We start from the raw sequence: 17,518 nt of genomic DNA on the forward strand, positions 1-17,518 counted from the left end.
GGTGTCCTGCGCCCCGGATCCGTGGTGCTGTCCGGCCGACCGCTCCCGCGTGGGCGTCGCGCGCATCAGCTCAGCCCCAACTCGTCGTCGATGTACCGCAGCAGGTCCTCCTCGGACGCCGAGCCGAGCCCGTCGTCCCCGGTGTCCTCCGCCCCGGATCCGTGGTGCTGCCCGGCCGACCGCTCCCGCCACCGGACCAGCAGCGTCTCCAGCCGGGCCGTCACCTTCCTGATCTCGGCGTCGTCCCGCTCCTCGGCGAGCATCGCCTCGAGCCGGCCGAAGGGCTCCGTGCCCCACTCGCCGCCGTCCCCCTCCGGCGCCAGGAGCCCCAGCAGATAGCCGCTGAGCAGTTCGGGGGTGGGGTAGTCGAAGACGAGCGTGGTCGGCAGCCGGGTGTCGGCGACCCGGGCCAGCCGGTTGCGCAGTTCGACCGCGGTGAGCGAGTCGAACCCGAGGGAGGTGAAGGACTGGCCGGGGGCGATGTCATCCGGCGTGGCGTACCGCAGCACCGTGGCGACGTGCTCGCGGACCAGACCCAGCAGGGTCTCCCGTCGATCGCCCTCATCCAGCGCGGCCAGCCGGTGGCGCAGCGCCTGCGCGTCCAGCGTCGTGGCGCGGCGCGGCGGGGTGCGTACCAGGCCGCGCAGCAGCGCGGGTACGGAGCCGTCCGCGCCCCGCAGGAGCACGGGATCGAAGCGCACCGGCGCGGTGTGCGCGTGGTCGGCGCCGAGGGCCTGGTCGAAGAGGGCCAGCCCTTCCTCGGTGCTCATCGGCAGCAGTCCGCCGCCGCTCACGCGCCGCAGTTCGGTCTCGCTGAGCGTTCCGGTCAGCCCGCTCGTCTCGCCCCACAGGCCCCAGGACATCGAGGCGGCGGGCAGGCCCTGGGCGCGGCGGTGAAGGGCCAGGGCGTCGAGGAAGACGTTGGCCGCCGCGTAGTTGGCCTGTCCCGGCGCGCCGAGCACCCCGGCGGCGGACGAGAACACCACGAACAGGTCCAGATCGTCGCCGGTGAGTTGGTGCAGATGCCAGGCGGCGTCGACCTTCGGGCGCAGCACGGTCTCCAGCCGTTCCGGAGTCAGCGCCGTGACCACGCCGTCGTCCAGGACGCCGGCCGCGTGCACCACGCCGCGCAGGTCCGGGATGGAAGCGAGGAGTTCCGCGGCGGCGGCCCGGTCCGCGACATCGCATGCCGCGATCCGTACGCGCGCGCCCAGCTCCCCCAGTTCGTCGGCGAGTTCGGCCGCGCCGGGTGCGTCCATGCCGCGGCGGCTGGTCAGCACCAGGCCGGTGACGCCGTGGACGGAGACCAGGTGGCGGGCCACCGCCGCGCCGATGAGCCCGGTTCCCCCGGTGACCAGTACGGTTCCCGTGATGGCGGGCGGCTCGGGGTCCTGGGCCGCCGTCCGGGCCGGGGCCAGCCGGGGTGCGTACACCCCGCCGCCCCGGATCGCGAGCTGCGTCTCGTCCGCGGCCAGCGCCGCGCTCAGCGCCGCCGGCGGGAGCGTGGCGGCTCCGGTGTCGCTGTCGACGAGCAGGAATCGGCCGGGGTGTTCGGACTGTGCCGAGCGCAACAGGCCATGGATGGATGCCTGGGGCAGATCCAGGGTGTCGGCGTCGGAGACCTGGACCCCGCCGTGGGTCACCACGACCAGCGGGGTGCCGGCGAACCTGTCGTCGGCCAGCCACACGTGGATCCTCTCCAACACCGTGGTGAGCGTCTCCCGGACCTGACCGGGGACCTCGGTCCCGGACGCGCCGGCCGCGGGGCAGTCCCAGATCACCAGGTCCAGGCCCTCGGCTACCGCGGCCTCGAGCTCCTCGGCCGGACTGTCGCCCGCCCAGAGCCGCGTACGCGGGCCGCTCGCCGGTTCAGCCGGTTCAGCCGGTTCAGCCGGTTCAGCCGGTTCAGCCGGTTCGGCCAGTTCGGCCAGTTCGGCCGGTTCAGCAACGGGCGTGGAGGGCTCCCATCCGTCCCAGCGCACCGCGTACAACCAGCGCGCGGCGGCCGCGCCGGCCGAGCGCAGCTGAGCCGGTGTCACCGGGCGCAGCGCCACCTCGTCCATGCCCAGCACGGGGGCGCCGAGGTCGTCGACGGCCCGGACGCGTACGGCGCCCTCTCCGGTGGGCGTCAGCCCCACCCGCAGCGAGCGGGCGTCGTGGGCCCACAGCCGCACGCCGCACCAGGTGGCGGGCAGCAGTGGTTCACCGGCCCCGGCGACGTCCTTGAGCAGCCAGGCGTGGCAGACCGCGTCGAGGAGCGCGGCGCCGTCCGCTGCCTCCTCGGGGAGGGCCACCTCGGCGAAGACCTCGTCGCCGCGCCGCCAGGCGGCGCGCAGCCCCTGGAACGCCGGGCCGTAGCTCTGGCCCCGCTGGAACAGCTCGTCGTAGAGGAGGGTCGCGTCCACCGGCGAGGCACCCGACGGGGGCCATACGCCGGTCAGTTCGGCGAATCCGCTGTCCAGGGCGGCTCCGGCCGGCTCCAGCACGGCGCTCGCGTGGCGGGTCCACGCGGCTGTCGCGGACCCTTCCGGCTGGGAGTGGACGGTCAGCTCGCGGCGGCCCGACTCGTCCGGCGCCTCGGCCATCAGCTGCACCCGTACCGCGCCCGTGGCGTCCAGGACCAGCGGCTTCTCCTGGTCCAGCCGCGCGAGGGCCGGCTCCCCGAGGTGCTGGGCCGCGTGCAGAGCCCAGTCGAGCAGCGCTCCGCCGGGCAGCACCACCGTGTCCAGCACGGTGTGGTCGGCGAGCCAGGGCTGACCGGCGGCCGAGAGCCGCCCGGTGAACAGTACGGTGTCGGTGCCCGCCGGGGTGACGGCGGCCGTCAGCACGGGGTGGCCGGTCGGCTGGAGTCCGACGCCGCTCGCGTCGCCGGCTTCCTGGGGCGCGTCCAGCCAGTAGCGCTCGCGCTGGAAGGCGTACGTCGGCAGGTTCACGGCGGTGGCCGCGGCGGGGAGCAGCGCCGCCCAGTCCACGGGAGCGCCCCGGGTCCACAGCATGGCGGCCGAGCGCAGCAGTTCGGCGCGCTCGTCCGCGTCGCGGCGCAGCGAACCGGCCACGACCACGTCACGCCCTTCGATGGCGAGGGCGATGTCCTCGATCGCCGAGGTGACCACCGGGTGCGGGCTGACCTCGATGAAGGTGTCCACGCCCTGCTCCACCAAGGTGGCCACCACGTCGGCGAAGCGCACCGGCTCGCGCAGGTTGCGGTACCAGTAGCCGGCGTCGGCCGCCGGGCCGTCCATCGGCTCGCCGGTCACGGTGGAGTGCCAGCGGATCTCGGCGGGACCGGCGGTGACCTCGCCCACCTCCGCGAGCAGCCGCTCCTTGGCCAGCTCGACCCGCGGTGAGTGCGAGGGGTAGTCCACGGGGATGCGGCGGGCCCGGATGCCGTCCGCGGCACAGCCGTCGAGCACGCGGCGCAGCGGCTCCTCCTCTCCGGCGACGACGACCGCGCTGGGGCCGTTGACGGCGGCGACCGAGATCGCGCCGGCATCGCCCGCGTACGTCTCGATGAGCGCCCGCGCCTGGTCGGCGGGGACCGACACCGAGGCCATGCCGCCGCGGCCGGCCAGCTCATGAGCGATCACGGCGCTGCGCGTCACCACGATCCGGGCCGCCTCGGGCAGGGACAGGGCCCCCGCGACACAGGCGGCGGCGAGCTCGCCCTGCGAGTGGCCCACGACCACCGTCGGGGAGATGCCGATGCCGCGCCACAGCTGGGCCAGCGACACCATGACGGCCCACAGCGCGGGCTGTACCACGTCGACCCGGTCGATGGACGGGGCGCCGTCGGCGCCGCGCAGCACCTCGAGCAGGTCCCAGCCGGTGTGGGCGGCGAGCGCCTCGCCGCAGCGCCGCAGCCACTCGGCGAAGAGAGGCGAGGAATCCAGCAGCCCGAGCGCCATGCCCGTCCACTGGGCGCCCTGTCCGGGGAAGACGAACGCGACACCGGCGCCGGGGCGCACGGTCCCGCTGACCACCTCCGGCGCGAGGGCTTCGCGCCGGGCCAGGGCGTCGAGCCCGCTCAGGAATCCGGGGCCGTCGGCGGCGAGGACGACCGCGCGGTGGTCGAACGCCGCCCGGGCTCCGCTCAGCGCCGTGGCGGCTGCCGCGAGGTCGGTGCCCCGGGCCGCAAGGTCGCGCAGCCGCTCGGCCTGGCCGCGCAACGCGGCGGCCGACTTGGCGGAGAGCGTCCAGGGCAGCACGGCGCCGGGCGGGGAGGCCACGGCGGCGGCCTGCCGCCCGGTCACCGGCTCGGGTTCGGGGGCCTGTTCGAGGACGACATGGGCGTTGGTGCCGCTGATGCCGAACGAGGAGACCGCCGCGCGGCGCGGACCGTCCGTGTGCGGCCAGGGCACCGCCTCGGTGACCAGTGCGACGGCCCCGGCCGACCAGTCGATGTGCTCGCTCGGCTCGTCCACGTGCAGGGTCGGGGGCACGGTGGCGTGCTCCATCGCCAGCACCATCTTCATGACCCCGGCGATGCCGGCGGCGGCCTGGGTGTGCCCGATGTTGGACTTCACCGAGCCCAGCAGCACCGGCCGGTCCGCGGCCCGGTCCTGGCCGTAGGTGGCCAGCAGCGCCTGCGCCTCGATGGGGTCGCCCAGCGACGTTCCCGTGCCGTGCGCCTCGACCACGTTCACGTCGGCGGCGGTCACGTCCGCCTTGGCGAGCGCCTGGCGGATGACCCGCTGCTGGGAGGGGCCGTTGGGCGCGGTCAGGCCGTTGGAGGCGCCGTCCTGGTTGACCGCCGAGCCCCGTACGACGGCGAGGATCCGGTGGCCGTTGCGGCGGGCGTCGGACAGCCGCTCCACCAGGACCAGGCCCGCGCCTTCGGCAACGCCCATCCCGTCCGCGGCGTTGGAGAAGGCCTTGCACCGGCCGTCCCGGGCGAGCCCGCGCTGGCGGGTGAACTCGGCGAAGACCACCGGTGTGGCCAGGGCGGTCACCCCGCCCGCGAGGGCGAGGTCGCACTCACCGCGCTGCAGCGCGCTCACGGCCATGTCCAGTGCGACCAGGGACGAGGAGCACGCCGTGTCCACGGTCACCGCCGGGCCCTCGAAGCCGAAGGTGTAGGCGACCCGGCCGGTGGCCACGCTGCCCGCGTTGCCATTGGTGAGGAATCCGGCGATGTCGTCCGGTACCGACCGCAGCCGCGCCGCGTAGTCGTGGTACATCAGGCCGGAGAACACGCCCGTACGGCTGCCGCGCAGCCGCGTCGGGTCGATGCCGGCCCGCTCGATGGCCTCCCAGGACAGCTCGAGGAGCAGGCGGTGCTGCGGGTCCATCGCCACCGCCTCGCGCGGCGCCACGCCGAAGAAGGCGGCGTCGAAGTCGGCGATGGCGTCGAGGAATCCGCCCTGGTTCACCAGGGAGCTGCCGGGGCGCTCGCCGGTCGGGTCGTACAGCGAGTCCAGGTCCCAGCCGCGGTCGGCGGGGAAGCCGCCGATCCCCTCACGGCCGCCGATGAGCAGTTCCCACAGGTCCTCGGGCGAGCCCACCCCACCGGGGAAGCGGCAGCTCATGCCGACGATCGCGATGGGCTCGTCCGGCTCGACCACCCGCGTCACCTCGGCGGGCGCGCTGGTCGTGCCGGACAGGACGGTGTGCAGATGGGCGCCGAGCGCGCCCGGGTTGGGGTAGTCGAACACCAGGGTGGCGGGCAGCCGGACTCCGGTGATCTCGCCCAGCCGGTTGCGCAGTTCCACGGCGGTCAGCGAGTCGAAGCCGAGGTCCTTGAACCCCCGGTCGACGGCGACCGCGTCGGCGTCCGGGTGGCCGAGCACGGTGGCGGCCTGCGCCCGGACCAGGCCGATCACCATCGCCTCGCGCCCCTCGACCGCTGTCGCGTCGTACCGCTCCCGCCAGCTGTGTGCCCCGGCGGGGCCGTCGGACCGGCGGGCCGGGGTACGGACCAGGGCGCGCAGCAGGTGTGGCGGCTGCTGGCCTTTGCCGCGCGGCAGGTCCAGCCGGACCGGCAGGACATGGGCATCGTCCAGGGCGAGGGCCTGGTCCAGGAGGGCCAGTCCCTCCTCCGTGGTGAGGGGGCGCAGTCCGGCCCGGCCCAGCCGCCGCCGGTCCACCTCGTCCAGACCGGCCGTCAGCTCGCTGGTCTCCTCCCACAGGCCCCAGGCCAGGGAGTGCGCGGGCAGGCCGGCAGTCCGGCGGCTGAGGACGAGCGCGTCCAGGAAGGCGTTGGCAGCCGCGTAGTTGGCCTGTCCGGGGGTGCCGAAGACTCCGGCGGCCGAGGAGAACAGGACGAACAGCTCGACACCGCCGGTGAGCTCGTGCAGATGCCAGGCCGCGTCGGCCTTGGGACGCAGGACCGCGTCGAGCCGGTCCGGCGTCAGGTCGGTGACCACGCCGTCGTCCAGGGCGCCGGCCGCGTGCACCACGCCCCGCAGCCTCGGGACGGAGGCGAGGAGGGCGGCGAGCGCGTCGCGGTCCGCCACGTCGCACGCAGCGACCCGCACCCGGGCTCCCGCGCCGGTGAGTTCGGCGGCGAGTTCGGCCGCGCCGGGCGCGTCGGCTCCCCGGCGGCTCGTGAGAACCAGGTCGGTGACGCCATGGGTGGTGACCAGGTGCCGGGCCACCGCCGAGCCGATGACGCCGGTGCCGCCGGTGATCAGCACGGAGCCCTCACCGGACCAGGGGGGCGTGGTCCGGGCGGCGGTGGTGCCGGGGCGGGTGAGCAGCGGGACGAAGAGCCGCTCGCCACGGATCGCGATCTCCGGTTCGCCTGCCGCCGCCATGGCGCCCAGCACCTCGGCCGGGACATCGGCGGCGTCGCCGTCGCCGTCGCAGTCGAGGAGCAGAAAGCGGTCCGGGTGCTCGGACTGCGCGGACCGCACCAGCCCGTGCACCGCCGCGTGCACCGGGTCGGCGCTGTCCCCGGCGTCGGCCGGGACCGCATGCCGGGTCAGCACGGCCAGCCGGGCGGCCGTGGCGCCGTCGTGCGCCAGCCACTCCTGTATCCGCGCGAGCACCGTGTGGGTCAGCCGCCGTACGGCGGCGGGTGGGTCCTCGCCGGACGCCATCGCGGCCGCGCAGTCGAGCAGCACCACATCCGGGCCCTCGGCGAGGACCTCCGAGGCCGGGACGCCGTCGTCCCAGGCCGCCACGCGCGCGGCCGGCGCGGGGGTGTCCGGCTGCCACCGGTCCCACCGGGGCAGATACAGCGAGCGGGCCGGGGCCTGTGGTCCGGTCGCGGCGGCCATGGGACGCAGCACCAGCTCGTCCACGGCCGCGAGGGGGGTGCCCGCCGCGTCGGCGACCCGTACGCGGACGGCGTCCTCGCCCACGGCGGTCAGCCATACGCGCGCCGACCGGGCCTCGTTCGCCCACGCCCGGACGCCGGACCAGGCGAACGGCAGCCGCACCGCGCCCTCGTCGCCCCCGTCGCCGAAGAGCCCGCCGGGGCCCGTGGCGTGCAAGGCCGCGTCCAGCAGTGCCGGGTGGACGTGAAAGCCCTCCGTCACCGTCTCCTCCGCCAGCGTCACCTCGGCGAAGACGTCTTCGCCGCGCCGCCACACCGCGCGCAGCCCCTGGAAGGCCGGGCCGTACTCGTAGCCGCGCTCGAACAGCGCGTCGTAGAAGTCGCCCACCTCGATCGCCGAGGCGCCCGGCGGGGGCCATGCCCCGCCCAGCGGGTCCTGTTCGCCCGGGGCCGGTGGATCGTCGGGGGCGAGGGTCGCCGTGGCATGCCGGGTCCACTGGGCGTCCGCGCCGGGGGCCTCGGGGCGGGAGTGGACGGTGAGGGTCCGTAACCCCGACGCGTCGGCGTCGGTGATCTGCACCTGGAGCGTGACGTCACCGGTGCCGTCGAGGGTGAGCGGGGTTTCCAGGGTCAGCTCGCGGAGCCGGTCGCAGCCGAACTCCCGGCCCGCGGCAAGGGCCAGCTCCACGAACGCGGTGCCCGGCAGCAGCACCGCACCCATCACCGCGTGGTCGGCCAGCCACGGCTGGGTGGCCGTCGAGACGCGGCCGGTGAACACGGCCGAGTCGGCCCCGGCGGGGCGGGTCGCGGCGGCCAGCAGGGGGTGGCCGGCCGGGTCGAGCCCGAAGCCGGAGGCGTCGCCGGTGAAGGCGGGGGGCGACAACCAGAACCGCTGCCGCTGGAAGGCATAGGTCGGCAGGTCGACGGGTGCCGTGGCGGACGGCAGGAACGCCGTCCAGTCCACCTCGACACCTCGGGTCCACAGCAGGGCCACCGACCGGGTGAGCGCCGCGCGTTCGTCCTGGTCCCGGCGGAGCGAGCCGGTGACCACGGTGTCCCGCCCGCCCGCGGCCTCCGCCAGGTCCTCGATCGCGGCGGTCAGCACCGGGTGCGGGCTGACCTCGATGAAGGTGTCCACGCCCTGGTCCAGCAGCGAGGTCACCGTCTCGGCGAACCGGACGGGCTGCCGCAGGTTCTGGTACCAGTACCGGGCGCCGCAGGCCGTGGGGTCCACCGGCCCGGCCGTCACCGAGGAGTGCATCGCGATGGTCCCGGCGCGTGGGGTGATCGGCGCGGCAAGCTCCAGCAGCCGCTCGCGCACCCCCTCGACGTGCGGGGTGTGCGAGGCGTAGTCGACGGGGATGGTACGGGCCCGTACGCCCTCGTGTCCGGCGGCGGCGACCACCTCGGCGAGCGCGTCCGGCGCACCGGCGATCACGGTGGCGGCCGAGCCGTTGACCGCGGCCACCCAGACGCCGTCGCGGCCGCCGATGAGTTCGGTGGTGCGCTCCACCGACGCCGCGACCGAGACCATCCCGCCCTGACCGGCCAGGTCCTCGGCGATGACCCGGCTGCGCAGGGCGACCAGCCGCGCCCCGTCGGCCAGGGACAGCACCCCGGCGGCGCACGCGGCGGCGATCTCGCCCTGGGAGTGGCCGATGACGGCGGCGGGGGTGATGCCCGCCGAGCGCCACAGGCGTGCCAGGGAGACCATCACGGCCCACAGCGCGGGCTGCACCACATCGACCCGCTGGAGCGCCTGTTCGTCCCGCACCGCCTCCAGCAGATCCCAGTCCACGTGGGGGGAGAGTGCGGCGGCGCACTCCCGGAAGGACTCGGCGAACCGCGGGGACGCTTCCAGCAGCCCGGTCGCCATCCCCGTCCACTGCGATCCCTGGCCGGGGAAGACGAAGGCCACCGTGGCGCCGCGCCGGGCCACGCCGCGCACCGTGTCCGCCGCGTCCTCCGCGCCGCGGGCGAGCGCCTCCAGTTCCGGGAGGCACCCGGCGCGGTCGGCGGCGAGGACCACGGCGCGGTGGCCGAAGGCGGCGCGCTTGCCGGCCAGTGCGGCGGCCACGGCCGTATCGGCGTCCGCACCGGCGTCCGCATCGGCGTCCGTATCGGCGTCGCCGCCACTCAGGAAGTCGCCGCCGCTCAGGAAGTCGCCGCCGCTCAGGAAGGTGTGGAGTGCCGCGGCCTGGCCGCGCAGCCCGGCCGGGCTCTTCGCGGAGAGCGTCCAGGGCAGCGGGCCGCCGCTGATGAGGGCCCCGGGGGCGGGTTCGGCCGCCGCCGGCTCTTCGGGGGCCGGGGCCTGTTCGAGGATGACATGGGCGTTGGTGCCGCTGATCCCGAAGGAGGAGACCGCCGACCGCCGGGGCCGGCCCGTCTCGGGCCAGGGGACGCGCGCGGTGGCCAGTTGGACGGCCCCGGCCGTCCAGTCGACGTGCGGAGTGGGCTCGTCCACGTGCAGGGTGGGCGGCACGACGCCGTGGCGCATGGCCATCACCATCTTGATGACGCCGGCGACCCCGGCCGCGGACTGGGTGTGGCCGATGTTGGACTTCACCGAGCCGAGCAGCAGCGGCCGTTGCCCGGTCCGGTCCTGTCCGTACGTCGCGAGGAGCGCGTGGGCCTCGATGGGGTCGCCCAGCGTGGTGCCGGTGCCGTGCGCCTCCACGACGTCGACCTCGGACGCCAGGACGCCCGCGTCGGCGAGCGCCTGCCGGATCACCCGCTGCTGGGCGGGGCCGCTGGGCACCGTGAGCCCGTGCGAGGCGCCGTCCTGGTTGAGCGCCGAGCCCCGGACGACGGCCAGGATCCGGCGGCCCTCGCGCTGCGCGTCGGACAGCCGCTGGAGCACGAGCAGCCCGACGCCCTCGCCCCAGGCGGTGCCGTCCGCCGCCGCCGCGAACGCCTTGCAGTTGCCGTCCTTGGCCAGCCCGCGCTGCTTGCTGAACTCCGTGAAGGCGTCCGGGGTGGCCATCACCATCACCCCGCCGACCAGGGCCAGTGAGCTCTCGCCGGCCCGCAGCGAGCGCACCGCCAGGTGGAGGGCGGACAGCGAGGACGAACAGGCGGTGTCGACCGTGATCGCGGGCCCTTCGAAGCCGTACGTGAAGGAGATCCGCCCGGAGAGGATGCTGGAGGCGCTGCCGGTCAGCAAATAACCCTCGGTGTCCTGGGGCCCGCCCGGGCCCCCGGCGCCGTATCCGGAGAGCACTCCCCCGACGAAGACGCCCGCGTTCTGCCCGCGCAGCGCGCCGGGATCGATCCCGGCACGCTCGAACGCCTCCCAGGAGGCTTCGAGGAGCACCCGCTGCTGCGGGTCCATCGCCAGCGCCTCGCGGGGTGAGATCTCGAAGAAGTCGGCGTCGAACTCCGCGGCGCCGTCGATGAATCCGCCCTTGCTGAGGTAGGAGCTGCGCGGGCGCAGGCCCTCCGGGTCATAGAGGGCGCCCAGGTCCCAGCCACGGTCCGCGGGGAAGTCCGCGATCCCCGCGCGCCCGGCGGCGACCAGCTCCCACAGCTCCTCCGGCGAGGTCACGCCTCCTGGGAACCGGCAGCTCATCCCCACGATGGCGATGGGCTCCCGGGCGGCGTCCTCCACCGCCCGGAGCCGCTGATGGGCGGATCGGGCGTCCGCGATCGCCTGCTTGAGGTATTCGCGGAGCTTGTGCTCGTTCGACATCCAGGGCCTCTTTTGAACGTTCAACGGGTGAAGTCGCGTGCGCCGGCGGTTCGTTCCGCCCGCTGGTTCAGCTGGACCACGGCTTGTTCTCCATGAGGTCGAAGAGCTCCGCGTCCGTGGCCGCGTCCAGATCGGCGCCGTCGTCCGGCCCCTCGGCGTCGGTCCACTTCGTCAGTAGGGCACGCAGCCGCGCGGTGAGCCCCGCGCGGCCGGGGTCGTCGCCGCTGACGTCGGCGAGGATGGCCTCCAGCCGATCGATCCCGGTCGTCGCCAGTTCGACGGCGTCGATCTCGGGGAGCAGCTGGTGCCGCAGGTGGGCGGCGAGCGCGGCGGGCGTGGCGTGGTCGAAGACGACCGTGACCGGCAGCCGCTGCCCGGTCGCGGAGTTGAGCCGGTTGCGCAGTTCGACGGTGGTCAGCGAGTCGAAGCCCATCGTCTTGAACGGCCGCTCGGCGTCCACGGCGGCGAGGTCGTCGTGGCCCAGCACCACGGCCGCCTGGGCGCAGACCAGTTCGGTCAGCACTCGCTCGCACTCCTGGGGCGGCAGGCCCGCCAGGCGCTCGGTCAGCCCGCCACCCGCGGTCGCGGAGACCACCGCGGCGTTGGTGGCGGAGGGCTTGGCCGTGCGGACCAGCCCCTGCAGCAGGGGCGGGACCGTTCCGGTGAACCGGGTGACGTCGAGGCGGACCGGCACGGTGTTCGCCTGGTTGAGCGCGATGACGGTGTCGAAGAGGGCGAGGCCCTGGTCGGTGGAGAGCGGCTGTACGCCGGTACGGCCCATCCGGTCCAGGTCGGCCTGGTCCAGGTCCCCGGTGATCGCGCTGCGTTCGGCCCACAGGCCCCAGGCCAGCGACTGCCCCGGCAACCCGGCCCGCCGACGGTGCTGCGCCAACGCGTCCAGGAAGGCGTTGGCCGCCGCGTAATTGCCCTGCCCCGGCGCCCCGAAGACACCAGCCGCCGACGAGAACAACACGAACAACGACAGATCCCGGTCCAGCGTCAGCTCATGCAGGTTCCACGCCGCGTCCACCTTCGGCCGCAGCACCGTCTCCAGCCGCTCCGGCGTCAACGCCGACACCACACCGTCATCGATCACACCCGCCGCATGCACCACACCCCGCAGCCCCGGCAAGCCGTCCAGCAACCCCGCCAGTGCCTCGCGGTCGGCGGCATCGCACGCCATCACCCGGGCCGTGGCGCCGAGTTCGGCCAGCTCCGCCACCAGATCGGCGGCCCCGGGGGCCTCCGGGCCACGCCGGCCGGCCAGCACCAGATCGGTGACACCATGCTCGGCGGCCAGATGACGCGCCACCGCCGAACCCACCACCCCGGTACCACCCGTGATCAGCACCGTGCCGTCCAGCGGGGACGGCGGGGTGGTCAGGACCACCTTGCCCACGTGCCGGGCCTGGCTCACATACCGGAACGCCTCCGACGCCTGCCGGGTGTCCCACGCCGTCACCGGCAACGGAGCAAGCACACCCCGCTCGAACAGCTCCAGCAGATCCGCCAGCATCTCACCGACCCGGTCCGGACCCGCCTCGTTCAGGTCGAAGGCGCGGTAGAGCCGTACCTCGGGCCAGGCCGTGGTGATGGCGGCGGGCTCACGGATGTCGGTCTTGCCCAATTCGATGAAACGGCCGCCCGGCGCCAGCAGATCCAGGGACATGTCCACGAACTCCCGGGCCAGACAGTTCAGTACGACATCCACGCCGCGGCCCTGGGTCGCGGCCCGGAACCGGTCGCCGAACTCCAGCGTGCGCGAGGAGGCCACCCGCTCGGGCGGGACGCCCGTCCCCCGCACCACCGGCCACTTCGGCTCGCTCGCGGTCGCGTACACCTCGATCCCCCAGTGACGGGCGAGCTGCACCGCGGCCATGCCCACGCCGCCCGCCGCGGCGTGCACCAGCAGCGATTCGCCCGCGCGCATCCCGGCCAGGTCCTTCAGCCCGTAGTAGGCGGTCATGAACACCGTGGGGACGGCCGCCGCCTGCGCGAATGACCACCCGCGCGGCATCGGCACCACGGTCCGGCTGTCGGTCACCGCGAGCGGCCCGCCGTACGAGCCGGAGAGCAGCCCCATGACGCGATCGCCGACGGCGATGCCGGTGACCCCGGGGCCGACCTCGACCACCACACCGGCGCCTTCGCAGCCGTAGGCCACCTCCGTGAAGGAGTCGGCCATGGCCACCACGCCCAGTGCGAGCAGCACATCCCGGAAGTTCACCCCGGTGGCACGCACCTCAAGGCGCACCTGTCCCTCGGCGAGCGGCGCCTCGGACTGTGGGCAGGGCACCAGGCGCAGCCCCTCCAGGGTGCCGCTGCCGTCCACGTCCAGGCTCCACGCGCCGACCTCGGGCAGGGCAGGCGCCGCGTCCCGCCCGACCCGGCCGAGCCGGGGCACCAGCGCCTCGCCCGACCGGACCACGGCGTCGGGCTCACCCGCCGCCACCGCGGCCGCCACCACACCGGCCAGCGCCGCCACCGACTCCGCGCCACCATCGACGTCCACCTGCAGCAGCCGGCCCGGATGCTCGGACGCCGCCGAACGCACCAGGCCCCGTACCGCGGCCTGCGCGACGTCGACCGTGTCGCCCGGCGCGGCGGCCACCGCGCCCCGGGTCACCACCGCCAGGCAGGCCGAGGCGGTCTCCTCGGCGGTGAGCCACTCCTGAACGGCCGTCAGCACCGTGCCCACGGCGGTGCGGGTCGCCTCGGGTGCCGCCGTGTCGACGGCCGGGACGGCCAGGATCACCACGTCCGGGACCGGCCGGCCGGCGCCTGCCGCGGCCCGCAGCGCGGCCAGGTCGGCAAAGGCGGCCGCGCCCTCTGGCGCCTGGGCGTCGCCGAGCACCGCCAGGCTCCGCGGACCGGCGCCGTCCAGGGGCAGCGCGGTCCAGTCCAGATGGAACAGCGCGTCCACGCGGGGCTTGGCCTGGAGGGCGGAGGCCGTCACCGGCCGGGAGGTCAGGCTGTCGACCGTCAGGATGGGCAGCCCGGCGGTGTCGGTCATGGTCACCGACACCGAGTCGGTGCCATTGGGCGCCAGCCGGACCCGCGCGGTGGTGGCGCCGGTGGAGTGGAGGCGGACGCCGCCGAAGGAGAACGGCAGCCGGGGCTCCACCTCGGTGCCATGGGCGAGTGCCGAGGCGACCTGGGAGTGCAGCGCCGCGTCCGCCAGCGCCGGGTGCACCGCGAACCGGCCGGCCTCGGCCGCTCCCGGCTCGGCCAGGGCGACCTCCGCGAACAGCTCCTCACCACGCCGCCACAGGGCGCGCAGACCTTGGAACACCGGGCCGTAGCTGTATCCCCAGCCGGCCAGGCGCTCGTACAGCCCGTCGGTGGCGACCGGCTGGGCGTCGGCGGGCGGCCACGCCGCGTCATCGGGCGCGGGGGCGTCCGCCGGGTCCGCGCTCAGCGTGCCCGTGGCATGGCCGACCCACTCGGCCGGTACGCCGTCGTCCCCGCCGGCGGCGCGGGAGAAGATCCGCACGGCGCGGCGCCCTTGCTCATCGGGCTCGCCCACGGTCACCTGGACGTCCACGGCGCCCCCTTCCGCGGGCAGGGCCAGGGGGGCTCGCAGCACCAGTTCGGTGACCTGCTCGCACCCCACGTACTGGCCTGCCCGCAGGGCGAGTTCCACCAGAGCGGTGCCCGGCACCAGCACCCGGTCCAGCACGGTGTGGTCGGCCAGCCAGGGGTGGGTGTCCCGGGACAGCCGGCCGGTGAAGACGAAGCGGTCGTCCTCGGCCACCTCCACCCCAGCGGCCAGCAGCGGGTGCCCCACCAAGGACAGACCGGCCCCGGACACGTCCGCCGCGCCGTCGGCGGGCCCCGCCAGCCAGTACCGGCGGCGCTGGAAGGCGTAGGCCGGCAGGTCCACCAGGTCGCCGTCGCCGAACACCGCGTGCCAGTCGGCCTCGACCCCGTGGACCCACAGCCGCGCCAGGGAGGTCAGCAGCCTGCGCGTGCCGCCGTCGTCCCGGCGCAGGGTCCCGGTGACCACCGCCTCGCACCCGGCGGCCTGCGCCGTGTCCTGCACCGCGGGCAGCAGCACCGGGTGCGGGCTGACCTCTACGAAGACGGTGTGGCCCTCGTCGAGCAGGGCGCGGACGGTGTCCTGGAAGCGGATCGGCTCGCGCAGGTTGCGGTACCAGTAGCCGGCGTCGAGCGCCTGGCCGTCGATCGGAGCGCCGGTGACGGTCGAGTACATCGCCACCTCACCCGAGCGGGGGGTGACGGGCGCGGCCAGCTCCAGCAGCTCGTCGCGCACCCGGTCGGCGTGCGGGGTGTGCGAGGCGTACTCGATGCCGACCTTCCGCGGCCGCAGCCCGGCCGCCTCGGCCTCGGCCCGTACCTCGGCGAGGGCGTCGAGATCGCCCGCGACGACGGTGGACTCCGGACCGTTGACGGCCGCGATCCACACCCCCGCCCGGTCCTTGATCAGTTCACCGGCCCGGTCCACGGTCGCGGTGACGGACACCATGCCGCCCTTGCCGGACAGGTGCTCCGCGAACACCCGGCTGCGCAGCGCGACCAGCCGCGCGCCGTCCTCCAGCGAGAGCGCACCGGCCGCGCACGCGGCGGCGATCTCGCCCTGGGAGTGGCCCACGACCGCGGACGGTACGACGCCGAGGGAACGCCACAGCCCGGCGAGCGAGACCATCACCGCCCAGAGCACGGGTTGTACGACGTCGTCCCGCTCCAGCGCGTCGTTGTCGCGCAGCACGTCGAGCGGGTTCCAGTCCAGGTGCGGTGCCAGCGCCCGGGCGCACTTGTCCATCCACTCGGCGAACACCGGCGAGGAGTCGAGCAGTTCTGTGGCCATCCCGGCCCACTGGGAGCCCTGCCCCGGGAAGACGAACACCACGCCGGGGTCCTCACCGGCGCTCGCGCCGGTCACCGCGTGGGGGGTGGGGTCATCGGCGGCCACGGCGTCCAGGGCGCCCAGGAAGCCGTCCCGGTCCCCGGCCAGCACGACGGCCCGGTGCCGCAGGCCCGCCCGGGTCAGCGCCAGGGAGCGGCCGACCGGGGCCTGGTCCCGGTCACCCGCCGCGGCGAACGCACGCAGCCTCGCCGCCTGGCCGCGCAGCGCGCCCGGGGTGTGCCCGGACAGTACCCAGGGCAGCGTCCCGCCCGCCGCCGCGAATGGCACGGGCCGGTCCTCGCGGGGCGGTTCCCCGGCGGCCGGGGCCTGTTCGAGGATGATGTGGGCGTTCGTACCGCTGACGCCGAACGAGGAGACCCCGGCCCGGCGGGGACGGCCGGTCTCGGGCCAGGGCGTGGTCCCGGTGGCGAGCCTCACCGCGCCCGCGCTCCAGTCGACGTGCGGCGTCGGCTCGTCCACGTGCAGGGTGGGCGGCACGGTGCCGTGCCGCATGGCCATCACCGTCTTGATGACGCTCACCACGCCCGCGGCGGCCGCGGTGTGGCCGATGTTGGACTTCACCGAGCCCAGCAGCAGCGGCCGCTCGGCCGGCCGGTCCTGGCCATAGGTGGCCAGCAGCGCCTGCGCCTCGATCGGATCACCCAGCGACGTACCGGTGCCGTGCGCCTCCACCAGATCCACATCGGCCGACGAGAGCCGGGCGTTGGCCAGCGCCTGCCGGATCACCCGCTGCTGCGACGGGCCGTTCGGCGCCGTCAGGCCATTGGACGCACCGTCCTGGTTCACCGCCGAGCCGCGCACCACGGCCAGCACCTGACGGCCGTTGCGCACCGCGTCCGACAGCCGCTCCACCAGCAGGACGCCGACGCCCTCGCCCCACGCCGTACCGTCCGCCCCCGCCGCGAACGCCTTGCACCGGCCGTCCGGGGCCAGGCCCTGCTGCTTGCTGAACTCGGTGAACATGCTGGGGGTCGACATCACCGTCACGCCACCGACCAGCGCCATCGCGCACTCCCGGGTGCGCAGCGAGTGCGCGGCCAGGTGCAGCGCCACCAGCGAGGAGGAACACGCCGTGTCCACGGTGAGCGCCGGACCCTCCAGACCGAAGGTATAGGCGAGTCGGCCGGAGGCGACGCTGGCCGCGTTGCCGATGCCCACATAGCCGGCGACATCCTGCTGGGCCTTACCGAACAGCAGCGTCGCGTAGTCCTGCCCGTTGGTCCCCACGAACACACCGGTCCGGCTGGAGCGCAGCGACTTCGGGTTGATACGGGCCCGCTCGATCGCCTCCCAGGAGGTCTCCAGCAGCAGCCGCTGCTGGGGGTCCATGGCGAGCGCCTCACGCGGCGAGATCCCGAAGAGCTCGGCGTCGAACTCGGCGGCGTCGTAGAGGAATCCGCCCGCCCGGGTGGCCGAGGTGCCCCACTGGTCCTGGTCGGCGTCGAAGAGCCTGCCCAGGTCCCAGCCGCGGTCGCCGGGGAATGCCGAGACGGCGTCGGTGCCCTCGGCCAGCAGCCGCCACAGGGCCTCCGGGGAGTCGGCGCCGCCGGGGAACCGGCAGCTCATCCCCACGATGGCGATCGGCTCCCGGTCGGCCTCCTCGACCTCCCGCAGCCGCCCGCGGACCTTGTGCAGGTCGGCGGTGACCCGCTTGAGGTACTCCAGCGTCTTGTCGTCGTCACCCATCGTGGATCCCATTCGTGTACTCCGCCTCTGCTGCTCGCCG

Annotated in this window: 2 protein-coding genes; both read right to left on the minus strand. The window is 75.0% G+C overall.

The annotated features are described in order from the left end of the window. Window positions 1-65 precede the first annotated feature (65 nt). A complete protein-coding gene (locus ABZU99_RS32680; protein WP_356050140.1) occupies window positions 66-10,904 on the minus strand; it encodes a type I polyketide synthase in 10,839 nt (3,612 codons plus the stop codon). A 67-nt stretch (window positions 10,905-10,971) separates the two neighbouring features. Continuing rightward, a complete protein-coding gene (locus ABZU99_RS32685; RefSeq protein ID WP_356228107.1) occupies window positions 10,972-17,490 on the minus strand; it encodes an SDR family NAD(P)-dependent oxidoreductase in 6,519 nt (2,172 codons plus the stop codon). Between the last annotated feature and the right edge of the window lie 28 nt (window positions 17,491-17,518).

The sequence above is a fragment of the Streptomyces sp. NPDC005266 genome, from assembly GCF_040607655.1.
Lineage (GTDB): Bacteria > Actinomycetota > Actinomycetes > Streptomycetales > Streptomycetaceae > Streptomyces.